Source organism: Chitinilyticum piscinae, assembly GCF_015223195.1.
In the GTDB taxonomy this organism is placed as follows: Bacteria; Pseudomonadota; Gammaproteobacteria; order Burkholderiales; family Chitinibacteraceae; genus Chitinilyticum; species Chitinilyticum piscinae.
Genome location: NZ_JADFUA010000002.1, coordinates 233341 through 256459, shown reverse-complemented (window position 1 = coordinate 256459; position 23119 = coordinate 233341). Strand labels below are relative to the sequence as shown.

Sequence of the window (23119 nt, the reverse complement as noted above, 5' to 3'; positions counted from 1 at the left end):
TATATCAAAAGCTCTGTAGCCATATACCCACTAGTCCTGCGCAAGCGGCAGGCGAACGATAAAGGCCGCACCATCACCGAGCTTGCTCTCGCACGCGATACTGCCGCCCATGGCCTCCGCCAGACGCTTGACGATGGACAGACCCAGACCGGTGGTGTGTTCACCGCCCGTCGGCACCGCAGAAAGCCGGCTGAACTTGCGGAACAGCAACGGCATTTCATGGGGGGCAATCCCGGGGCCTCGATCACGCACAGCGATTTCGACCTGAGGCCCGGTGGCACGTACTTCAATGCTGATCAGACTGTGCTGCGGCGCATATTTCACGGCATTGGAGAGCAGGTTTTCCATGATCTGCCACACGGCTTGCCGGTCAGCAAACACTTTCAGCCCGGAATGGCTGAATCGGCATTGCTGGCGCTTGGCATCCAGCCGCTCCTGCCAGCTGTCCAGAAGTTCACTGAGCAGCCTGTCCAGCAGCACCGGCTCCGACCTGAAACGCATATTGCCGGTTTCCAGTGCATGGTGATCCAGCAGGTTGCCCAGAATATTCAGTACGCGCCCGCCCAGCGTGGCGATGCCACGCAAACGGTCTCGCACCTTTTCCGGTGGCCATTCATCCAGTTTGCGCTCGAGCATCTGCGCCATGCCCAGCATGCTGCCCACCGGGTTTTTCAGGTCATGCGCGGCAATCGCCAGCAGTTCGTTCTTTTCCGTATTGAGCTGCTGCAGCTCCGTATTGGCATGCTCCAGTGCCGTATTGCGTTCGGCCAGCTCCAGGGTTCGCCGCTCGACCTGCTCTTCCAGTTCATGCTGTTTCTGGCTGACCACGCGCGCCATTGCGCGGAAATTGGCGGTAACCTCGCCAAGCTCGTCATCCCGCTCTGCGGCGAGACGCTCGGGGACTTCCCTGCCCTGCATCAGCTGACGCATGGCAGCCTGCAATTCGCGCAAGGGGCGCACCACATCGCGCCGCAGCACCATGGCCAGCAGACCCAGCTCGACCATCAGCGCAAACAAGCCCAGCAGCAAGACCAGGCTGGCTGTGACCGCAGCCTGCTTCTGCAGCAGGTATTTGGGGTAGACCGTAACAAATTGCCAGTCGGCGCCGGCGATCGGAACCACGCCCAGCCAGAACTTGCCATCCCGCGTCTCGACGAAGCGCGCACCGGGAGGCGCAGATTTCAGCGTGAGATAGGCTTCGCGCAGGAAGGCATCATCGCCTGATTCAATCGCATAACGCCCCGCTGCCGCCTTGATGTGCTCCATGTGCTCCGGATGGGCAATCAGGTAGCCTTCGCGCGTGGTGATGAAATTCCAGCTTCCCGGAATATTGATGGTATTGGTGCGGCGGATCAGCTGATCAAGCAGGACATCCTGACCGACTGCACCGATAAAGCGCCCGGAGAAATCGAGCGGGGTCACCACGGAAATCATCCATTCCTGTGCCTGACGATCAAAATAGATGCCTGTCCATGCCGGGCGGCGGGCAGGGTTGTGCTTCGGCATCCCGAGCCGCTCGGATTCGAGCTCCTCGCGAAAATCGGCCGCCGAGCCATTGCGGGCATAATTCAGATCCGGCAGATACATCAGGGATGCATCGGACACATTCAGATCAATGAAGGTATCGTAATAGCGGTTACGAAATGCCGGCCCGTACTGACTCAGCAGCTCATAGCCCAGCAGGACCTGGCGCTGGAAATCCGGGGTGAGACGGGCTTCCGGGAGAATGGCCACCGTCGCGCGGTGCTCGAAATCGTCCAGCTCAACGCGCACACGGCGCACGCCTTCGCGATCCGGCGCCAGCAAGCGCTCGAATTCTGCCGCCACCTCGTAGCTTGCCGGCTGGCCATAGCGCCGGCGGAACTCGTCACGGATCAGCCGGGTATTCGTTTCCGCCTGCAAGAAGAGATCACTTTCCAGCTGGCTGCGGGCTTCGAGGTATTTGGAAAGATTGGCCAGCGCTTCGTCTTGCAGCTTGTTGTAGCTGTAGTAGTAGCTGGCCACGGACAGCAGCACCGAGACCAGCGCAATGCGCATGCCCATATTGCGCAACACCCGGCGGAACAGGCTTTCCCTGGCAACGGGCGGGCAAGGCAGATCCGGGAGGGTGTCGCTGTTCATCGGGCCATCATTCAGTCAGTTGTCTGGCCGGCGCCGGTGTCCAGCGCAACATAACGCACTTCAAGAATTTCCAGCTCTTCGATGCCCTGCGGGGTTCGCAGAAGCACCACATCCCCCTCGCGCGCCTTGATCAGCGCGCGAGCGACAGGGGAAGTCCAGCTGACATAATTCTTGCGGGCATCAGTTTCGTCAAGACCGACGATGGCCACGGTTTCTTCCTGACCACTTTCACGCAGATAGGTCACCGTGGCCGAGAAAAACACCTGATCGGTCGCTTCCCGCAGCTCGGGATCAACGACTTCGGCATTTTCCAGGCGCTTTTGCAGGAAGCGGATTCGCCGGTCGATTTCACGAAGGCGCTTCTTGCCGTAGAGATAATCACCGTTTTCCGAGCGATCGCCATTGCTGGCAGCCCAGTTGATGATCTGAGTCAGCTCGGGACGCTCCTTGTGCACCAGCTGGTACAGTTCGTTTTTCAGCCGTTGCCAGCCGCCGGGGGTCATATAGTTACGGCTGCCAGCCGGTACTTTCAGCTCGGCAGGCAGCTCGTCATCATCATGCGGCTCGGATTCGCGGGTAAACGCTTTGCTCATCGGCGGGATTCGGTTCGCTGCTTGCGCCCAGGTTGGATCAATAGTCTTTTTCGGTGCCGTTAAAGCCCAAGCCGGCCCATTTCAGTGCCTTGAGGACTTCGGTTTCGTTCAACTCGTAGAACTGGCCGCGCTTGAGGCGTCCGGGCAGCGCGAACATACCAAAGCGCACGCGCATCAGGCGCGAGACCTGCAGCTCGAAATGCTCGAACATGCGCCGTACTTCGCGATTGCGCCCTTCGCGCAAAATGACGTGATACCAGGTGTTCTTGCCTTCGCCACCGCGCTCGACAATATGGTCGAAGTGCGCCAGACCATCTTCCAGCTCGATGCCATCGGCCAGCGCCTTCATCTGTGCGTCTTCCAGCTTGCCCAGTACCCGCACCGCGTATTCGCGCTCGACACCGAAACTCGGATGCATCATGCGGTTGGCCAGATCACCGGAAGTTGTAAACAGCAGAAGCCCCGAGGTGTTGAAGTCCAGACGCCCGATGGCAATCCATTTGCTCGAGCCCAGCTTGTGCAGGCGATCAAATACGGTCACGCGCCCTTCCGGATCGTCGCGGCTGACCAGCTCGCCTTCCTGCTTGTGATACATCACGATACGCGGCAGACGGTCTTCCCATTTCAGCTGCACGCGCTTGCCATCGACACGCACATCGTCGCCGGGTTTGACCTTGGCCCCCAGACCGACAATCTGGCCGTTGATGCTGACGCGGCCGCCCTCGATGACTTCTTCCATTTCACGGCGGGAACCCAGCCCGGTAAACGCCAGTGCTTTCTGCAGGCGCTCTTCGCCAAGATGCTTGGTCGGCAGGCGCTTTTCGCGCAGCTGCTTCTGGATGGCGACTTCTTTTTGCGAGCCCTTGCGCTGTTTCATGCGCTTGGCGCGGCCGACATCACCGCGGGCTGCCTTGCTGCGGCCCGCACCGCGCTCATTGGTGGCGGCACCAGCGGCGCCGGCTGCCGGTTTGTCGCCTGCGGCAGCGGGGCGAGGCTTGGCTGCGGTCTTGCTCTGGGCCAGCTCGGCACGAGCCTTGTTGCCCAGTGGCTGCCAGCCATCATCCCGGGTCGTCCGGCGACCCGCCGTGGCAGCAGTCTGCTGCTGCTTGGCATTGCGCTCGCGAATAGCCGGCTGCGGGCGGCGGGCACGTTGGTCTTTCATGGACAAACTCCGGAAAAAAACAGCTGATTATACCTGCAAGGGCTGGATTTTGTTGACAGATCTCGCTCGCTGCCACCCCAGAAAAGCGCAGGGCCGCCTGATGCGGCGGCCCTGCTGAACAAATTGCAGGCCAGCGGTCTATTTGCCAACGAAAAAGGCAATGCAGCCGATGCTGGTCAGACCGATGCAGAAATGCTCCTGCCGGATCTCGTCCGCCCCCTGCGTGCGGCGCAATTCAACCCGGCGCAGGATTTCGTGCAGCACCTCGATTTCCTTGAACCACTTGACCAGCCGCGATTCGGCTTGCAGAAACGATTCGATTTCGGCTTTCTGGGGGTGATCATTGTCCACCAGCACCCGGCTACCGTCTGCGGACATCGTCAGCTGCACGGCCGGCGGGATGCTGATCTGGCGCACGGCCAGATGGCTGCCCAGATCCTGGCCGTAGCGTTGCAGTTCGCCCGCAGCCTTGCTGCGCAATTCATCCAGCTCCAGTTTTGCGTCTGCACCGCCTTGCTGCAGGAAGCGCGCCAGATCGAGCAATGTACTGCCCTGGTCATCAACGTACGGGGTATCCGCGGCCGAAATGGTATTCACGATGGTGCCCTCACTAAAAGTAGCAAATGCTTATATTTGTTCTATCCAAACCATCCTAGCAAAGCAGCAGCATTATCCAAGGATGATTTCTGGGTGAAAATTGATAATGAGCAGCTTTTTACACTTTGTTACCCGCTACAGGGCGCGGTGCAGCGCATAGATCAGTTCCAGCGCCATTTTCGGCGTGAGCTCATCGGGATTGATGGCCTGCAGCTGTTCGACCACCGGATGGCTTTCCGGTTCCGCAAGCACGTCCTCGATCGCCGCAGCGGCAAACAGATCGGACTGCCCGTCACGCAGCACGCTGGACTGCTCCAGTTCAACCAGCTTGCGGCGCGCCTGGCGCACCACCTCGCGCGGGACCCCCGCGAGCTGCGCCACCGCCACCCCGTAGCTCTGCGAAGCCGGCCCCTCTTCGACGGCATGCAGAAAGACGATGCGGTCCTTGTGCTCGACCGCATCGAGGTGCACGTTGGCCACCATCGGGTAATCCTGCGCCAGCCGGGTCAGCTCGAAATAGTGCGTGGCAAATAAGGTGTACGCGCGATTTTTCTCGATCAGCGCCCGGGCAATGGCCCATGCCAGCGCCAGACCGTCAAAGGTCGAGGTACCCCGCCCGACTTCATCCATCAGCACCAGGCTTTCCGCGCTGGCATTGTTCAGGATATTGGCGGTTTCGCTCATCTCCACCATGAAGGTCGAACGCCCGCCCGCCAGATCATCCGAAGCACCGATGCGGGTAAAGATGCGGTCAACCCGGCCAATGACGGCGTGATCCGCCGGCACCAGGCTGCCGATATGCGCCAGCAGGACGATCAGCGCCGTCTGCCGCATGAAAGTCGATTTACCGCCCATGTTTGGCCCGGTGATCAGCAGCAATTTGCGGGTCGTGCCAAGCTGCGCACTATTGGGAATGAAATCGTCGATCTGCGCTTCGACCACCGGGTGGCGGCCGGCGCGAATATCCAGCACCACCTCATCCACGAATTCGGGCGCTACATAGCGGTAATCGCGCGCATGTCGCGCCAGCGAGGCCAGCACGTCGGCAGTGGCCACCGCCTGCGCTGCCAGCCGCAAGGCCGCGATCTGTGGCTGCAAGGTATCCAGCAGTGCTTCGAACAGCAGCTTTTCCAGCGCCAGTGCACGTTCCTGCGCCGAGAGCGCCTTGTCTTCGAATTCCTTCAGCTCGGGCGTGATGTAACGCTCGGCATTCTTCATCGTCTGGCGGCGGCGATAGTGCGCCGGTACCAGCGCGGTATTGGCATTGCTGATTTCGATAAAGAAACCGGCAACCCGGTTGTATTCGACACGCAGCGTGGCGATGCCGGTTGCTTCGCGCTCGCGAGCCTCCAGCGCGGCGAGAAAAGCTCCGCAATCGGACTGGATTGCGCGCAGCTCATCAAGCTCGCTGCTGTAGCCGCTCGCAATCACCCCGCCTTCGCGCAGCACCACCGACGGCTCGGGCAGAATTGCCGCCTGCAGCAATCCGGTCAACGCGTCATCCACTGCCAGTGCACTTTGCAGGGCAACGAACAACGGGCCATCGGGAAGGATGGCGGCCAGTTGCGGCAGCTGCGCCAGACTGTCACGCAGGCTGGACAGATCACGCGGACGGGCACTGCGCAGCGCGATGCGCCCGGCGATGCGCTCGATATCGGCGATTTCGCGCAGGACCTGCTGCACACGGTCCTCGCAGCCACACGCCAGCAGCTCGGTCACGCCCTGCTGGCGTTCAAGAATGCGGGCATGGTCGCGCAGCGGATGATGCAGCCAGTGCTGCAGCAGTCGCGCGCCCATGCTGGTCGCGGTGTGATCCAGCACCGAAAACAGCGTCGGCGCACGTTCGCCACGGATGGTCTCGGTGATTTCCAGATTGCGCCGCGTGGCGGCATCCAGTTCGATGTACTGGCTGGTGCGCTCGACGCGCAGCCCGGCCAGTAGCGGCAGCGAGCCGCCCTGGGTGAGCCGTACATAATCCAGCAGTGCGCCGGCAGCACCCACAGCCAGCATGTCCTCCGCCACACCGAAACCATCCAGATCCCGGGTGCCGAAGAGCTCGCACAACTTGCGCCGCGCCGTATCCGCATCGAATTGCCAGGGGGGCATCTGTCGTACCGGAATACCCAGGCTGGCCAGCACCGGCGGGGCGGATTCTTCGGGCAGCAGGATTTCAGCCGGGCGTAGCCGCTCGATTTCCGACATCAGCCGGTCAACGTCGCAGTCCAGCAAGGCGCAATCGCCCGACGCCAGCGACAGCCAGGCTAGGCCCAGACGGCCGCGATGCAGCAGCAGCGCCAGCAGGCGGTTCTCCTGCTTGTCGTCCAGCAGAGCCTGATCGGTCAGCGTCCCCGGCGTCACCACCTTCACCACTTTGCGCTCGACCGGGCCTTTGCTGGTGGCCGGATCGCCGATCTGCTCGCAGATCGCTACCGATTCGCCCAAGCGCACCAGCCGTGCCAGATATTGCTCGGCCGCGTGATAGGGCACACCGGCCATGCGGATGGGCTGGCCGGCACTCTGGCCGCGGGTCGTCAGTGTAATGTCGAGCAGACGCGCAGCCTTGACGGCATCCTCGTGAAACAGCTCGTAAAAATCACCCATGCGGTAGAAAAGCAGCTTGTCCGGATGCTCGGCCTTGAGTGCAAGATACTGCTGCATCATGGGGGTATGCTGTGGAACACTCGATTCCGTGCTGGCTACAGATTTACGGGCCATGGGGTATACCTTGATGACAGGCGCAACGGCCTGCGGTGAAGCAATGAAATGAAGCGCGGAATTCTACCGGAGAAGCCCCGCCTTGGGGTGGACACTCCCGCCAGCCCGGCAAGCCGCGAGCCGGCAAATTGCCTATACTTGAGCACAAACGAAAACAAAGTGAACAGCATGATCCTTAATCCCCGCCAGCAGGAACTGCTCGAATGGGTGCAGCGCGCCGGGCACGCCACGGTGGACGAACTGGCCCAGCATTTTGGCGTCACCCCCCAAACCATCCGCCGCGACATCAACCAGCTGGCCGACGAGCGCAAGCTGCAGCGCGTGCATGGCGGCGCCAGTGCCCATTCCAGCGTGGAAAACGTCGCCTACAGCACCCGCCAGGTGCTATGCAGCAATGAAAAGGAAGGCATTGCCCGGCTGGTGGCCGAGCACATTCCCAACCACGCCTCGGTGTTCATGAATCTGGGCACCACCAGCGAAGCCGTGGCGCGCGCCCTGGCGCACCACACCGGCTTGCGCATCATCACCAACAACACCCACATCGCCATGACCATGTGCCACTACCGCGACTGCGAGGTGATTCTGGCCGGCGGGGTAATGCGTCCCAAGGATCACGGCATCGTCGGTGAAGCCACCATCGAATTCATCCGTCAGTTCAAGGTCGACTACGCCGTGCTGGGCGTCGCCTGCATCGAAGCCGACGGCACACTGCGCGATTTCGAAATGCGCGAAGTGAAAACCTCTACCGCCATCATGGCGCAGGCACGGCATGTGTTTCTGGTCGCCGATCACAGCAAATTCGGCCGTCCCTCGCTGGTTGAAATGGGGCACCTGCGCCAGATCACCGCCCTGTTCACCGACCGCCATCCCGGCGAAGCCATGGCTACGGTACTGAACGACTGCAACACCGAGCTCTACGTCGCCAGCGACGCGCTGCCGAACGATGGCGACTGAAGCTCGCAGCTCAAACTGCCCCGCCAAGCCAGCGCCCACGCGCTGGCTTTTTTTCTTGCCCCGACCGCAACCGTTCGTCGCCAAGTCCGATTTGTGATTGTTTTCGAAAACAAACGAACACATAATGCGCATATGAACATTATTCGAACACACCATGTTCGTTTTGATCAGCAAGGATGCGCCATGAATCGCTTCTCCCTCGGCAGCCTACCCACCCAGTCCAGTCAGACGGCAGCACGACGCAAACTGGTCGTCGGGAACTGGAAAATGCACGGCTCGCTGGCACTGTGCCGCGAAGCCGTTCCGGCGCTCGCCACGGCCGGCAATGCCCAGGTGGAAATCATCCTCTGCCCGCCCGCCCCGTTTCTCGGTGAAGTGGCACGCCTGGCGGCCGGCACGGCACTGGCCAGCGGCGGACAGGATGTGGCGGAGCTGGCCAGCGGTGCCCGCACCGGTGAATGGTCGGCCGGCATGCTTGCTGAACTGGGCTGCCGCTACGCCCTGGTCGGGCATTCCGAACGCCGCCAGCATCATTACGAAAACGATGCGCTGATCGCCGGCAAGGCACGCGCCTGCGCCAGTGCCGGCATCACCCCCATCGTGTGCATCGGCGAAAGCCTGCATGAACGGGAAAGCGGCGAAACCCGCCAGGTACTGTGCAACCAGCTCGACTGGCTGCTGACCACACCGCACTGGCGCAATGCGATCATCGCCTACGAGCCGCTGTGGGCCATCGGCAGCAATCGCCCGGCGACCCCGGAGCTCGCCCAGGAAACACACGCCTTCATCCGCGCCTATCTGGCGTCCTGCGATCCGGCGGCCGCGCAGCAACTGCCACTGCTCTACGGTGGCAGTGTGAATGCCGCCAATGCCGCCGGCATTCTGGCCATGCCGGACATCGACGGCGTACTGGTCGGCGGCGCCTCATTGCAGATCCAGGCCATGCAGGCGATCAGCGCGACGGCCTGCGCACTCAGCGAACAGCCGGCACGGCTGCGGCTGGCCGCCTAGCAATACATGCCAATGTATACACGCAAACCATCCAACCAAACTTAACTGCAGCGACATACCCCATGCAAACCCTGAGCCAGTATCTGCATCAGCACGCAACCACGCCCGCCGTCACCGCCGTCATGCTCGCGCTGGCCGACGGCTGCCGCGCGATTGGCCAGGCGGTGCGCAACGCAGCCTTCACCGGCCAGACCGGGCTGGCGGGCAGCGGCAATATCCAGGGGGAAGCGCAGAAAAAACTCGATGTGCTGAGCAACGACCTGCTGGCCGAGCGTCTGCGGAGTCAGCCCGCGGTGTGTGCATTTGCCTCGGAAGAAAACGACAGCATCACGCTTACGCCGAATCCGCCTCACCCCGGCGGCGTGCTGGTCGCCTTTGACCCGCTGGATGGCTCCAGCAACCTGGACATCAATGCTCCGGTCGGCACCATCTTCAGCCTGCTGCCCGCCCCCGCTGCCGCCACGGTCAGCGAAGCCGACTTTCTGCAGCCCGGCCAGCAGCAGCTGGCGGCCGGCTACGCACTCTACGGGCCGGCCACCGTGCTGGTGCTCACGGTCGACGCAACAGTCAGCGCTTTTACGCTGGATGAAACGCACGGCGAATTCATCCTCACCCAGGACGCACTGACGCTGCCCGCCGAAACCGGCGAATTTGCCATCAACGCCGCCAACCTGCGCCACTGGGGCGACGCCATCGTGCGCTATGTCGCCGAATGCCAGGCGGGACGGGACGGCCCGCGTAGCAAGGATTTCAACATGCGCTGGGTTGCCGCCATGGTGGCCGACGTGCATCGCATCCTGTCGCGTGGCGGGGTGTTTCTCTACCCCGCCGACCGGCGTGCCAGCGCCGCCAGCGGCAAGCTGCGCCTGCTGTACGAAGCCAGCCCGATGGCGCTGCTAATCGAGCGCGCCGGCGGGCTCGCCAGCACCGGGCACGCACGCATTCTGGATATCCGCCCCGCCAGCCTGCACCAGCGCGTGCCGGTGCTGCTGGGAGCACGCCACGAAATCGAACGCCTGAACGATTACCACACGTCCTGACACCGGAGAAACACCATGCCCCTCGTTGCCATGCGCCAGTTGCTCGACCACGCCGCCGAATACCAGTACGCGCTGCCCGCGTTCAATGTGAACAATCTGGAACAGATGCGCGCCATCATGGAAGCGGCGGACCACACCAACAGCCCGGTGATCGTGCAGGCCTCGGCCGGCGCGCGCAACTACGCCGGCGCCCCCTTCCTGCGTCACCTGATGCTCGCCGCTGCCGAGGAATTCCCGCACATTCCCATCGTCATGCACCAGGATCATGGCACCAGCCCGGCCGTGTGCCAGCGCGCGATCCAGCTCGGCTTCACCTCGGTGATGATGGACGGCTCGCTCGCCAGCGACGGCAAAACCCCCACCGACTACGGCTACAACGTCGCCGTGACCCGCCAGGTCGTTGACATGGCGCATGCCTGCGGCGTGTCGGTCGAAGGCGAACTCGGCTGTCTGGGCAGCCTGGAAACCGGCGAAGCCGGCGAGGAAGACGGCATCGGCGCCGCCGGCAAGCTCGATCACACTCGGCTACTGACCGACCCGGATGAAGCGGCGGCCTTTGTCGCCGCCACCCAGGTCGACGCACTGGCGATTGCCATCGGCACCAGCCACGGCGCCTACAAATTCAAGCGCCCGCCCACCGGCGAAACCCTGGCCATCGAGCGCGTGCGCGAGATTCACGAGCGCCTGCCCAACACGCATCTGGTCATGCACGGCAGCTCGTCCGTGCCACAGGAATGGCTGGCCATCATCAACGACCACGGCGGCGCCATCCCCCCCACCTGGGGCGTGCCGGTCGAAGAAATCGTGCGCGCCATCAAGTTTGGCGTACGCAAGGTGAACATCGACACCGATCTGCGGCTGGCCGCCACCGGCGCCATCCGCCGCTACATGGCTGCGCATCCGGCGGAATTCGACCCGCGCAAATACCTGCAGGAATCGGTGATTGCCATGCGCGACATCTGCATCGCGCGCTTTGCCGCCTTCGGCTGCGTCGGTCAGGCCGGCCACATCCGCGCTCAGTCGCTGGAGCAGATGGCTGCGCGCTACGCCCGTGGCGAGCTGGCCAGCCAGACCCGCGCACCCGCCCCCCTGCCACTGAGCCCGCGCGGCGGCGTCAGCCACGCCGGCCAGCCGCAGGCGCTGCACATCCGCAATGAAAGCTGGCTGTTCCCGGATTGCTACTGAGCCCACAAGCAGACAACAGAGAATACAATGCAGGGTATACAGACGTAGGTCTTTTATGAAAATGACTACGGCCGTATACCCATATTTCAAAACACATAGTGATCTGTGCACCGTACTGGAAGATATCGAACCTGCGCCGCGGCCGGTGCATCTTGTTTGCCATCACTCGCGCCAGCAACCAACGCACACTCGCGTCTTTATTGACTTGATCAAGCACTCGCTGAATTCGAGCCTGAGCGCCAGTGCCAGCTCTTCACCCTGCCATACCGCATGACTGCAATGTCTTGACCAGCTTGCGGTAATCCTCCAGTTCGCGCGGCGCATACGGCAGTGCGGTAAGCCTTTGCGTTACGCTGATCAGCATGGCTCCTTGCGCTGGCGACAATAAGGGGGCTTTCTGTTTCAGGGCGCGGGCCAAATTGCTTTTGATCAGCTTGCCAAAAGGCAGCATTGCATCGGCAACCAGCAGCTGACAGGCCAGCCCGATGGCGATGGCATCCCCACCACGGATGCCACTGCGCAAGTGCTGGAATACGAGGCTAGTCCACAACGCCGGATGGGATTCATCCGGCTCAGGAAAATACGCACGGATCGCTTCACCCAACAGCGCGAGCAAGCCGGCTTCGAGCGCTTGCCGGCTGCCTTGTCGCAGATCAGCCTGTTGCCTCACTCGCCGATATCCTCGTTCCACAAGGCCGGCTGCGCGGCCATGAACTGCTGCATCAGGGCGATGCAGTCGGCATCATTCAGCACCTGCAGCGCCACGCCACGGCTTTGCAGCAAGGCCTCCTCGCCCAGAAAGCTGCGGTTTTCGCCGATCACCACGTGCGGAATGCCATAGAGCAGAATGGCGCCACTGCACATCGCGCACGGCGAGAGCGTGGTGTAGAGCACCGATTCGCGATATACCTGCGCGGGCAGGCGGCCGGCATTTTCCAGCGCGTCCATTTCGCCGTGCAAAATGGCGCTGCCCTGCTGCACGCGGCGGTTATGCCCGCGGCCGATGATGCGCCCCTGATGCACGAGCACGCTGCCGATCGGAATGCCGCCTTCTGCCAACCCCTGCCGCGCTTCGGCGATCGCGGCCTGCATGAATTCATCCATGGTGTGCCCTTCGTGTCAGAACCATACCGGCACTGTAGCCCGCAGCGGATCACAGAACCAGCCCGGCCCGGCCTGCCTTGTCCCAGTCCAGCGCGGCATCCAGCGCGTCGGCCAGCCGGTCGATTTCGCCTTCCAGCAGCGCCTCGGTGTCGCGAATCGCCGTCGCATCACCCCGCCAGCCTGCCCAGCACAGCAGCGCCTGCAGGGCTTCCGGCTCATCGAAGAGGCCATGCAGGTAGCTGCCGATGAGCTGGCCGTCCGGTGAAACGACGCCTTCGGGCTCAAAGCTCTGCCCGCCTTCGTCAGCTGTCGCCAGCCGGGCCAGCGACGGCCAGTCGGCGTTCACGCGACTGCGCCCCTGATGGATTTCATAGCCGCGCACCGCTGCGCCGCCGGCACACAGCACGCCGTGACGCTGGCGCAGAATTTTTCCGGACTCAAGCACCGTACACATGGGTATTAGCCCAAGCCCTTTTATTTCATTGGCTTGCGACTCGATACCCTGCGGATCGGCAATCATCTCGCCCAGCATCTGATAGCCACCGCAAATGCCGATGAGCTTGCCGCCATAGCGCAGGTGGCGGGCAATTTCCGCATCCCAGCCCCACTCGCGCAGCGCCAGCATATCGCCGATCGTGTTCTTGCTGCCCGGCAGGATCAGCAGATCGCACGGCGGCAACGGTTTGCCCGGTGTGGCATAGCGGCAGTCGATCCCGGCAATCCGCCGCAGCGGGTCGAAATCGGTGTGGTTGGAGATGTGTGGCAGCGTGGCGATCACAATGCGGAATGCCGCCGCGCCCCCCGCAGCCTGCGCTTGTGGCAGCGCATCCTCGGCCGCGATCTCCAGCCCGTGCAGATAGGGCACCACCGCCAGCACCGGCTTGCCGGTTTGCTGCTCCAGCCAGTCCAGCCCCGGTTGCAGCAGCGCAAGATCACCCCGGAAGCGGTTGATGAGGAAGCCGCGCACGCGGGCCTGTTCGCTGGCGGACAGACAGGCCAAGGTGCCGACGATGTGGGCGAACACGCCGCCGCGGTCGATGTCGGCGACCAGCCAGACCGGGCAGTCGGCCTCTTCGGCAAATCCCATGTTCGCAATATCGCCCTCGCGCAGATTCACTTCGGCCGGACTGCCCGCGCCTTCGACCAGTACCCAGTCATATTGCCGGGCCAGCCGCTGCCACGAGTCGAACACGGCGCTGCGCGCAGTGCGCTTGTAGTGGTGATAATCCACCGCATCCAGGTTGCCGATGCTGCGCCCCTGGATGATGACCTGCGCCCGGCAATCGCTGGAGGGCTTGAGCAGTACCGGGTTCATGTCCGAATGCGCGGGAAGGCCGCAGGCGACAGCCTGCACGGCCTGCGCACGGCCGATTTCGCCGCCATCTTCAGTTACCGCCGAATTGAGCGCCATGTTCTGCGGCTTGAACGGCGCCACACGGACGCCGCGGCGGACCAATAGGCGACACAGCGCGGCGGTGAGTGTGGATTTGCCGGCATCCGAGGTACACCCCTGGATCATCAAGGTAGGCATGGGCTTTCCGCTGGTGCAAAAGCGCGATTATCGCACTCCCCGCACGTGGGGCGCGGCCGGCGGTTGCACGAAGGCAACAGCCTGCTGCCCTGGCCCGCCCGGAGCCGCCGTCGGCCCGCCAGCCGGCCGCAGCCGGTGCCCGGGCCACGCCCCGGCGGCATTTAATACGGCAAAGCAGGCAGTTAGCCTGCCCGGATTGCAGCCCCGCAACACGGCACAAACACCGTGGCAAGGTAAAAATTAGGGATTTTCACAAGTGTTATGCACAGCAGAACCCGCTAAGGTTGCGATGCCGGACAACTGTTACGGCATAATTTGCGGCAATCTGATTCCCTCCTTTGAGGTTTTAACGTGGACCACCTCCTCCAACACCTGATCAATGGCCTGGTGATCGGCAGTGTGTATGCACTGATCGCGCTGGGCTACACGATGGTGTACGGCATCATGCAGCTGATCAATTTCGCCCACGGCGAAATCGTGATGATCGGCGCAATGGTGACCATCACCTGTATCAACCTGCTGCTGGGGGCCAATGTGGCTCTGCCGGGCATCCTGTTGCTGACCATCGGTCTGGCCATGGCCATTCCGGTGTCGATGGCGCTGGGCTACGGCATCGAGCGGGTGGCCTACCGGCCGCTGCGCAATGCGCCGCGGCTGGCACCGCTGATTACCGCAATCGGCCTGTCCATCGTGCTGCAGCAGCTCGCTACGCTGATCTGGGGCCGCAATTACCGCCCCTTCCCCGCCATTCTGGACATCAAGACCTTCGAAATCGGCGGCGCGGTCATCACCAACCTGCAAATTGCGATCATCGTGCTGGCCATCCTGATCATGGCGGCGTTGTTCTTCCTGATCGAGCGTTCCAAGCTGGGCCGCGCAATGCGTGCCACCGCACAGAATATCGACGTGGCACGCCTGATGGGGGTGAACACCAATACCATCATCTCGCTGACCTTCGTGATCGGCTCGGCACTGGGTGCCGTTGCCGGCGTGATGGTCGCCGCGAACTACGACCAGGCACATGCCTACATGGGCTTCCTGATCGGCCTGAAGGCCTTTACCGCTGCGGTCCTGGGTGGCATCGGCAACCTGGCCGGTGCGGTGGTCGGCGGTCTGGTACTGGGCATTGTCGAAAGTCTGGGGGCGGGCTACCTGTCCGATTTGACCGGCGGCGTGCTGACTTCCAGCTACAAGGACATCTTTGCCTTTGCCGTGCTGATCCTGGTGCTGCTGTTCCGTCCGAGCGGCCTGCTGGGCGAACGCGTAGCCGAGCGTGCTTAAGGAGAACAAGACCATGACCATGGCAAATACCATCGCCGGCTGGTTCGGCGCGGGCAAGGATGGCCAGCACGCCAAGTTGCAGCTGATCCTGCTGTCCGTCTTCATGCTGGCGCTGCCCTTCATCCTGTCCGGCTCTTTCGCCAGCGGCAATTCCTGGGTGCGCACGATCGACTTCGCGCTGCTCTACATCATGCTGGCGCTGGGTCTGAACATCGTGGTCGGCTACGCCGGCCTGCTCGATCTGGGCTATATCGCGTTCTACGCAGTGGGGGCCTACCTGTACGCCTTCCTGAATTCGCCGCAGATTGCCGCTTTCCTGCCGGTCTGGATGATGAATCCTCCCCTGCTGGTCATGCTGCTGATCGCAGCGGTGGTCGCCGGCTGCTTCGGCGTGATGCTGGGTGCACCGACGCTGAAACTGCGCGGTGATTATCTGGCCATCGTCACGCTGGGCTTCGGTGAAATCATCCGCATCTTCATGAACAACCTCGACCGTCCGGTGAACATCACCAACGGCCCGCAGGGCATCAACAACATCGAACGTGTGTCGCTGCTGGGCCACGAATTCGGCAAGCCGCTGGAATTCTTCGGTGTGCAGATCCCGATGGTGCACCAGTACTACTACCTGATCCTGGCGTTCTGCGTGCTGATCATCTTCGTATCGATCCGCCTGCAACGCTCGCGCATCGGCCGGGCCTGGGTGGCGATTCGCGAAGACGAAATCGCCGCCGCAGCCATGGGCATCAACACCCGCAACGTGAAACTGCTGGCCTTCGCCATGGGTGCGAGCTTCGGGGGTGTCTCCGGTTCGCTGTTTGCCAGCTTCCAGGGCTTCATCTCGCCGGAATCCTTTATCCTGATGGAATCGGTGCTGGTGCTGTGCATGGTGGTACTGGGCGGCATGGGGCATATCCCCGGCGTGATTCTGGGCGCGATCATCGTTTCGATCACCCCGGAAGCACTGCGCGAAGTGGTCAATCCGCTGCAGGATGCCCTGCTGGGCAAGCGCGTGGTCGATCCGGAAAACCTGCGCATGCTGATGTTCGGTCTGGCGATGATCATCATCATGCTGCTGCGCCCCGAAGGCCTGTGGCCGTCGCGCCGCCGCAAGGATGAACTGCATCCGGCGACCAAGCGCATTACCAAACAGGAAGACGCAACCCTGACCGAAGCGGAGCGCGAACATGAGTGAAGTACTGCTGGCCATTGAAGGCATTACCAAACGCTTTGGCGGGCTGGTTGCGCTCAACGACGTGGGCCTGACCATCCGCCGTGGCGAAATCTACGGCCTGATCGGCCCCAACGGCGCCGGCAAGACCACGCTGTTCAACGTGCTCACCGGGCTTTATCAGCCGGACGAAGGCAAATTCACCTTCGATGGACGCAATCTGTTCCGCGAAAAGCCGAACAAGGTGGTCGAAGCCGGCATCGCACGCACGTTCCAGAACATTCGCCTTTTCGCCAACATGACGGCGCTGGAAAACGTGATGGTCGGCCAGCATGTGCGCTCGAATACCGGGGTGCTGGGCGCGGTGCTGCGCACCCCCAAGGCGCGCGCCGAGGAGAAGGCCATCCGCGACCGTGCACAGGAGCTGCTCGATTACGTGGGCATCGGCCAGCGTGCCGGCGAACTGGCACGCAACCTGTCCTACGGCGATCAGCGCCGGCTGGAAATCGCCCGCGCACTGGGTACCCGCCCGACGCTGCTGGCTCTGGACGAGCCGGCTGCGGGCATGAACCCGAAGGAAACCGAAGACCTGCAGGCGCTGATGGAAAAAATCCGCGCCGACGGGGTAACCATTCTGCTGATCGAACACGACGTGAAACTGATGATGACGCTGTGCGACCGCATCGCGGTACTGGATTACGGCAAGAAAATTGCCGAAGGCCTGCCCAATGACGTGAAGCGCGACCCGCGCGTGATCGAAGCCTACCTGGGCGTAGCCCACGAATAAGGAAGCAGGACATGACGACTACGACTTCGCCGCTGCTTTCCGTAAAAGACCTGAAAGTGGCATATGGCGGCATTCATGCCGTCAAGGGCATCAATCTCGAAATCAAGCAGGGTGAACTGGTGGCGCTGATCGGCGCCAACGGAGCCGGCAAGACCACCACGCTGAAAACGCTGGTGGGCATGGTCAAGCCGGCAGCCGGCAGCATCAGCTTTGACGGGCAGGATACCAGCCGCCTTGCCGCGCATGACTTTGTCAGCCGCGGCCTGGTGCTGGTACCGGAAGGCCGGGGGATTTTCCCGCGTCTGACCGTTGAGGAAAACCTGCAGATGGGCGCGTACTACCGCAACGACAAGGCCGACATCGCGCACGACATGGCCCGCGTGTACGACCTGTTCCCGCGACTGAAGGAGCGCATGAAACAGCTGGCCGGCACACTGTCCGGCGGCGAGCAGCAGATGGTGGCCATCGGCCGCGCGCTGATGAGCCGCCCCAAGCTGCTGCTGCTCGACGAGCCCTCAATGGGCCTGGCACCGATCATCGTGCAGAAGATCTTCGAGATCATCCGCATGGTGGCGGCGGAAGGCGTGACGATGCTGCTGATCGAGCAGAATGCCAAGCTGGCACTGGAAACCGCCAACCGTGGCTACGTGATGGAATCGGGTGTGATCACTGTCGCCGACGATGCCAAGGCCCTGCTGGCCAACCCCGCCATCCAGAGCGCGTATCTGGGCGAATAAGCTTTGGCGCAATCAGGCAAAAAGGGCTGCCAAGGCAGCCCTTTTTGTTGGTCGACAATCAAATACCCCTCACCCTGTACACCTGAACAATTTTATATTCCTAGTCTACAGGCACATACCCCATCAAGCAGGCACGATAATCAGCCCGGCCCGCTGACCCGGCACCACATCGGGATTCGGGAAAATGATGCGGGCACTGGCCTCGGTCACGACGGTCTGGTGTTCGCCATCTTCGGCCAGCAGCATGCCCTGCGGCAGCGGGGTAAAGTTGTCGGTCTTGCCGTCGATCAGCAGGCGGAATTCGCGGCTGTGTTTGATGATTTCGCGTGACACGCGGAACACCGGGCAGCCGACCTGGGCGGCATAACTTTCGCCATGCAGGGGATGTTGCGGCAAGCCCTCGCCAATGAGCTGCGTGAGGTAGGCCTCCATCTTGCCGAGATCGACGCTGTCGTTCTGGCCAAAAGGCCGCGCACTGCCCAGCTCGACCGTGAAGGAGGTGGCATCACAATAGCGGTTGGAGAAAAACGAGAACGTCGTGGAGGTCGTCGATTGCAGCAGGATGGCCTCGACGCCGGCATGATGCAGCCGCGCCATTTCCTGTACCGAGAACTGCCGGCCCTGGCGTGGCAGTGGGTAGATGGCGAATTTCTCGATCAGCGAGCCATGAATCGCGGTGTGCAGATCGTAATGGTAGCGCGGCTTCTGGTCGGCGACCGCGCGCCCGAAAAAGCGCAGCAGATGCATTTCCAGCATGGTGGCACGGCGGCGCTCGGTATTGTCGTCGTTTTCCGGCGCACGGCAGAACAGCCGGTTCATGTCTTCCTCGACAAAGCGGGTACCCCGCCGCAGTGCTTCGACATTGCCGAACACGAACATGACCCGGTTGCGCAGCTTCAGCTCGCCGCTGAAGATGCGGGCAATCAGCCGCTCGACCAGTTCGACCGGCGCGGTTTCATTGCCGTGCACCCCGCAGGAGACCACCAGATCCAGCTCGCGCCCCGCACCATCCTGCGGGTCGAAACGGATGATGCCCTCATCCATCACCTGCCCGCTGGCGCCGCCCGGCAGCGGAAATGGCAGCGAAATGGCCGTATTGCCGGCCAGCGTCTCGGCAAGAAAGCTGCGTGCAGTCTGGGCGGTCATAAGAATGGTCTCCGTGAATACTGGGCGCGCTCAGGCATCACTGCCATGACGCTGAAAAGGGTAGATGCTACCGAGTTCCAGCAGCTGCGTCAGCTCATCCAGTGCGGTGCGCACCTCATCAAGCAGAGCCGGGTCCGCCAGATCCGCAACCGACAGCCGGTCGCGGTAATGCCGGGACACCCAGTTGCACAGCCGCTCGTAGAGCGCATCGTTCATCCAGACCGCCGGGCGTACGGCGGCCGCTTCGGCCTCGGTCAGCGCCACGCGCAAGCGCAGGCAGGCCGGCCCGCCGCCGTTCTGCATGCTTTGCTTCAGATCGAACACCAGCACTTCATCAATCGGCCCGCCACTGGCCTGCAACTCCTGCAGATAGGCCCAGACTGCCGGCGTGGCCCGGCATTCTTCGGGCACGACCAGCCGCTGCCGACCCAGCCCCTTGTCGAGCAACTGGCTGTTGAACAGGTAAGAGCGCACGGCCTCTTCGACCGAGACTTCACTGCCAGGCACTTCGATGATCTGCAAGCCGGGCTGGCTAGCCCGCAGAGCGGCATATACCGCATCAGCATCCAGAAAGGCCTGCTGGTGGCAGAACAGCAGGTCCAGATTGCCCACGGCAATCACATCGTTATGAAACACGCCAGCATCGATCACGGCCGGATGCTGCTGGGCGAACACCGTATGTGCCGGATCAAGGCCATGCCGGCGGGCAATCGCCTGGCTGGCCTCCAGCGTCTGGCGGGCCGGATAGCGCTGCGGCAGGCGGCTGCCGCCCCAGTATTGCGCGCCATAGACAAAGAACTCGGTGCCCAGCTCGGCATAGCTGCGGCAAAAGCGGGTGTGGTTGGCTGCGCCCTCGTCGCCCAGCGCGGCATGCTGTGGCAGCGCGGCATGCACCTCGAAGAAGGCCGGATTGGCAAAGATCGCCTGCAGCGTACGCCGTGTCTGTGGGGCTTCGATACTGCGGTGGAACTTGTTGGTCAGATTCGCCACGCTGAAGTGCACGCGCCCATCAGCCGTATCGGCCGACGGACTGACCGTCGCAGCATTGGCGGTCCACATGCTGGATGCCGAGCACAGGCTGGCGAAATACCCGCCACCCGTACTAACCGACAGATCAATGACTTCCTTATCCGTACCGGCATACCCCATATCGCGCAACACCCAAAGCGCCGGGCGTTCCTGCGGCGGCAACACGCCCTGCCGGTAACCGAGATCGGCCAGAGCCTTCATCTTCGCCAGCCCCTGCAAGGCCGCCGCGCGCGGGTTGGCAACATGGGCAGCGTTGCTGGTGGAGGCGACATTGCCGAAGGAATGCCCGCCGTAGTGATGGGTCGGGCCGACCAGCCCGTCAAAATTGGCTTCAAAGGCGAGTGTCATGCGGCGGTACTCACAGGGTCAGCCCGGGCGGCAGCTGCGCCGGCAGGGTCGGGGTGGGGGCTTCCAGCGAGGCAACCGGATACGCACAGTAATCGGCGGCATAGTAAGCACTGGGGCGGTGATTGCCGGATGCACCGATGCCACCGAAAGGCGCGGCGCTGGAGGCGCCAGTCAGCGGCTTGTTCCAGTTCACGATGCCGGCGCGCGCCGCTTTCCAGAACTGCCCGTAACTTTCTGCCGAATCCGAAAGCAGCCCGGCCGCCAGCCCGAAACGGGTGGCATTGGCGAGCTGCAGTGCCTCACCGAAGCTGCGATAACGCTGCACCTGCAGCAGCGGGCCAAAGTATTCCTCGTCCGGCAGATTGCGCACGCCGGTCACATCAAGTATGCCGGGCGACAGCAAGGCCGTGCCCTCTTCCAGCCGCTGCATCGGCAACAGGGTCTGTGCGCCCATACCCAGCAAGCGCTGCTGGGCCGCGAGCAGCATGTCCGCGGCGGCCAGTGACACCACCGCCCCCATGAAAGGCGGCGGCTCGGCATCCCAGGTCGCGACGCGCAGCGCCTGGCTGGCGTGGACCAGCTTGGCCAGAAAATCGTCACCCCATGCACCATACGGCACCAGCAAGCGGCGCGCACAGGTGCAGCGCTGCCCGGCCGAGATGAAGGCGGACTGGATCACATGGTGCAGCGCAGCCGGCACATCGGCCAGCGGCTCGACCACCAGCGGGTTGTTGCCGCCCATTTCCAGCGCCAGGATTTTCTGCGGGGCTCCGGCAAACTGGCGATGCAACGCATAACCGGTCGCGGCGCTCCCGGTGAAATACAAGCCATCCAGATCGGCATGCCCGGCCAGCGCCACGCCAGTATCGCGGGCGCCCTGCACCAGATTGAGGACGCCGCGCGGCAGACCGGCGGCCTGCCACAACTCGGCGGTTTTCTGCGCCGTCGCCGGAGCCAGCTCGGACGGCTTGAAAACCACGGTATTGCCGGCCAGCAGTGCCGGGACAATATGGCCATTGGGCAGATGGCCCGGGAAGTTGTACGGACCGAATACGGCCACCACCCCATGCGGACGATGGCGCAGCACGGCTTGCGCGTCGCCCATCGCGCTGTCCTTGCTCCCGGTCCGTTCTTCGAAGGCCTTCGCCGATATGTCGACCTTGTTGATCATGGTGGTGACTTCGGTCAGCGCCTCCCAGCGTGGCTTGCCCGTTTCACGACCGATCAGTTCGGCGAGTTCGCTTTGCGCGCTTTTCAGCAGCTCGGCAAAATTGCGCACCAGCGCCAGCCGGGCGGCGTAATCCAGATCGCGCCAGGCTGCAAAAGCGTGCCGTGCTGCCGCAACTGCGGCGTTGACTTCGGTAGCACTGGCTGCGGCTCCTTCCCAGACTACCTCCTGCGTTACCGGGTTGCGAGCGGCAAACAGCGAGCCACTTCCGGGCAGCCAGTTCCCATCGATCAGCAGCATGTTCATTCCTTGTGGATTACGGGTAATTCGGCAGGTGATGCCGGCGGGCGAGCGGAAAGCGGCACAGCACGCACTTCGTCGCCATCTGCAATATCGAGACGCGCCAGCACCTCGGCGGTCAAGGGCAAGGCGTCTTCCAGCGGACGGGTCAGCGCCAGCGTGGCGCGGAAAGCACCCAGCTTGCGATTGCTCACCAGCCAGAGTGTGCCCTGCCGCGGCTCGGCAGCCACTGCCAGCGCGTGATAACAGGCACTCTTGCGTACCGCCCGGATGTCTTTCAGCGAGCATTCCAGCGAAGGACCGGCATCAAAGATGTCAACATAACCCTGATAGCGGAAACCTTCGCTCTCCAGCATGCTGCGAGCGGGTCGTGTCGCCGGATGCACTTCACCGATCGATGCCCGCGCTTCTTCGGACAGCAAGCAGGTGTAGATGGCATATTTGGGCATCAGCTCGGCGATAAAGGATTTGCTGCCGACATAGGACAGAAAATCCGCGCGGGCGAAATCCATCTTGAAAAAATGCCGACCCAGGCTTTCCCAGAACGGCGAGCGGCCATTGTCGTCCGACACGCCGCGCATTTCGGCAATCACTCGCTCGGCAAAGCGCTGCGGGTACTCAGCCATGAAGAGAAAACGGCTTTTTGACAGCAGCGCCCCATTGCTGTCCCGCCGGTAATCCGGGTGCAGAAACAGCGTGCACAATTCGGAGGAACCGGTCAGATCGGAAGTCAGGAACAGGGTCTGCAATTGCTTGTAGATGCCCAGCTCGCGCGAGGCATGCACCGCCAGGCCCACGCGGTAGTTGTACCAGGTATCCTGTAACCCGATTGCCGCCTCGATCGCACAGATGCCCGCCAGGCGGGCATGCGTTTCGTCCTCAAGGACAAACAGATAACTGGCCTCGCCCCGCTCGGGCTCGCCCGCAAGGGATCGCTCGCTCGCGGCAATCCGGCTGGCCAGCCGCTCGGGATCGGGCTGCAGGGTGGTCACACCAACGCCGGCCACGGCAGCCAGCGCCAGCAATTCGCCAAGATCATCGGCACGAATGGTGCGGATCAGCATGGGTTCTCACACGAAAAGTCGTGATTCACTGTAGCAAAGCACTGTGACTGCACCTATCCGGATAAACCCGAGCAGATC

Annotated in this window: 19 protein-coding genes and 1 pseudogene; 8 read left to right on the top strand and 12 right to left on the bottom strand. The window is 62.6% G+C overall.

From position 1 onward, the window contains the following. Positions 1–30 precede the first annotated feature (30 nt). The 5 genes from INR99_RS05060 to mutS form a co-directional block, all read right to left on the bottom strand. Positions 31–2121, bottom strand: a complete 2091-nt coding sequence (locus INR99_RS05060) for a sensor histidine kinase (protein ID WP_194115239.1) — start codon at positions 2119–2121, stop codon at positions 31–33. 11 nt (positions 2122–2132) lie between these two features. Then, positions 2133–2714, bottom strand: a complete 582-nt coding sequence (gene greB / locus INR99_RS05055; RefSeq protein WP_194115238.1) for a transcription elongation factor GreB — start codon at positions 2712–2714, stop codon at positions 2133–2135. Between the two features lie 37 nt (positions 2715–2751). Then, a complete protein-coding gene (gene rluB, locus INR99_RS05050; RefSeq protein ID WP_194115237.1) occupies positions 2752–3876 on the bottom strand; it encodes a 23S rRNA pseudouridine(2605) synthase RluB in 1125 nt (374 codons plus the stop codon). Positions 3877–4014: 138 nt separating this feature from the next. Further along, the gene (locus tag INR99_RS05045; RefSeq protein WP_194115236.1) at positions 4015–4473 is read right to left on the bottom strand and encodes a hypothetical protein; all 459 of its coding nucleotides are present in this window, start codon (positions 4471–4473) and stop codon (positions 4015–4017) included. A gap of 135 nt (positions 4474–4608) precedes the next feature. Further along, positions 4609–7188: a DNA mismatch repair protein MutS gene (gene mutS, locus INR99_RS05040; protein WP_228098087.1), complete on the bottom strand. Its 2580-nt coding sequence runs from the start codon at positions 7186–7188 to the stop codon at positions 4609–4611. Between the two features lie 168 nt (positions 7189–7356). Between mutS and INR99_RS05035 the strand changes: the two genes are divergently transcribed. The 4 genes and pseudogenes from INR99_RS05035 to fba form a co-directional block, all read left to right on the top strand. Continuing rightward, the gene (locus INR99_RS05035; protein WP_194115235.1) at positions 7357–8142 is read left to right on the top strand and encodes a DeoR/GlpR family DNA-binding transcription regulator; all 786 of its coding nucleotides are present in this window, start codon (positions 7357–7359) and stop codon (positions 8140–8142) included. A gap of 183 nt (positions 8143–8325) precedes the next feature. Continuing rightward, positions 8326–9153, top strand: a complete 828-nt coding sequence (tpiA, locus tag INR99_RS05030; RefSeq protein ID WP_194115234.1) for a triose-phosphate isomerase — start codon at positions 8326–8328, stop codon at positions 9151–9153. A gap of 62 nt (positions 9154–9215) precedes the next feature. Continuing rightward, positions 9216–10193 (top strand): class 1 fructose-bisphosphatase, encoded by a 978-nt coding sequence (locus INR99_RS05025; RefSeq protein WP_194115233.1) that lies wholly within the window; start codon positions 9216–9218, stop codon positions 10191–10193. Positions 10194–10208: 15 nt separating this feature from the next. Further along, a pseudogene (gene fba, locus INR99_RS05020) lies at positions 10209–11255 on the top strand (class II fructose-bisphosphate aldolase); the annotation flags it as partial. Between the two features lie 376 nt (positions 11256–11631). On the opposite strand, the gene INR99_RS05015 reads toward fba, so the two are convergent. From INR99_RS05015 to INR99_RS05005, 3 genes are read right to left on the bottom strand one after another with little or no spacing between them, the layout of a single operon-like run. After that, positions 11632–12048, bottom strand: coding sequence for a hypothetical protein (locus INR99_RS05015; protein WP_194115231.1), 417 nt, complete (start codon positions 12046–12048; stop codon positions 11632–11634). Beyond that, entirely contained in the window at positions 12045–12482 is a 438-nt protein-coding gene (locus INR99_RS05010; protein WP_194115230.1) for a nucleoside deaminase, read from the bottom strand. Before INR99_RS05010 ends, INR99_RS05015 begins: the two co-directional genes overlap by 4 nt. 49 nt (positions 12483–12531) lie before the next feature. Then, entirely contained in the window at positions 12532–14013 is a 1482-nt protein-coding gene (locus INR99_RS05005; protein WP_194115229.1) for a cobyric acid synthase, read from the bottom strand. A gap of 351 nt (positions 14014–14364) precedes the next feature. On the opposite strand from INR99_RS05005, the gene INR99_RS05000 reads away from it, so the two are divergent. Genes INR99_RS05000 through INR99_RS04985 form a run of 4 tightly spaced genes read left to right on the top strand, consistent with a single transcriptional unit; the run spans position 14365 to position 17986 of the window. After that, a complete protein-coding gene (locus INR99_RS05000; RefSeq protein WP_194115228.1) occupies positions 14365–15294 on the top strand; it encodes a branched-chain amino acid ABC transporter permease in 930 nt (309 codons plus the stop codon). Between the two features lie 19 nt (positions 15295–15313). After that, positions 15314–16486, top strand: coding sequence for an ABC transporter permease subunit (locus tag INR99_RS04995; RefSeq protein WP_194115400.1), 1173 nt, complete (start codon positions 15314–15316; stop codon positions 16484–16486). Then, the gene (locus tag INR99_RS04990) at positions 16479–17249 is read left to right on the top strand and encodes an ABC transporter ATP-binding protein (RefSeq protein WP_194115227.1); all 771 of its coding nucleotides are present in this window, start codon (positions 16479–16481) and stop codon (positions 17247–17249) included. Before INR99_RS04995 ends, INR99_RS04990 begins: the two co-directional genes overlap by 8 nt. An 11-nt stretch (positions 17250–17260) precedes the next feature. Beyond that, positions 17261–17986 carry an ABC transporter ATP-binding protein gene (locus tag INR99_RS04985; protein WP_194115226.1) on the top strand — a complete coding sequence of 242 codons (726 nt, stop codon included), beginning with the start codon at positions 17261–17263 and terminating at the stop codon, positions 17984–17986. A gap of 123 nt (positions 17987–18109) precedes the next feature. On the opposite strand, the gene astE is transcribed toward INR99_RS04985, so the two are convergent. The 4 genes from astE to astA are packed head-to-tail and all read right to left on the bottom strand — an operon-like array spanning position 18110 to position 23041. After that, positions 18110–19132: a succinylglutamate desuccinylase gene (gene astE / locus INR99_RS04980; protein ID WP_194115225.1), complete on the bottom strand. Its 1023-nt coding sequence runs from the start codon at positions 19130–19132 to the stop codon at positions 18110–18112. Between the two features lie 30 nt (positions 19133–19162). After that, positions 19163–20509, bottom strand: a complete 1347-nt coding sequence (astB, locus tag INR99_RS04975; protein WP_194115224.1) for an N-succinylarginine dihydrolase — start codon at positions 20507–20509, stop codon at positions 19163–19165. 10 nt (positions 20510–20519) lie between these two features. Further along, complete coding sequence (gene astD / locus INR99_RS04970) at positions 20520–21977, bottom strand: succinylglutamate-semialdehyde dehydrogenase (protein ID WP_308431443.1); 1458 nt, start codon at positions 21975–21977, stop codon at positions 20520–20522. Between the two features lie 2 nt (positions 21978–21979). Beyond that, positions 21980–23041 carry an arginine N-succinyltransferase gene (astA, locus tag INR99_RS04965; RefSeq protein ID WP_194115222.1) on the bottom strand — a complete coding sequence of 354 codons (1062 nt, stop codon included), beginning with the start codon at positions 23039–23041 and terminating at the stop codon, positions 21980–21982. Positions 23042–23119: the final 78 nt, after the last annotated feature.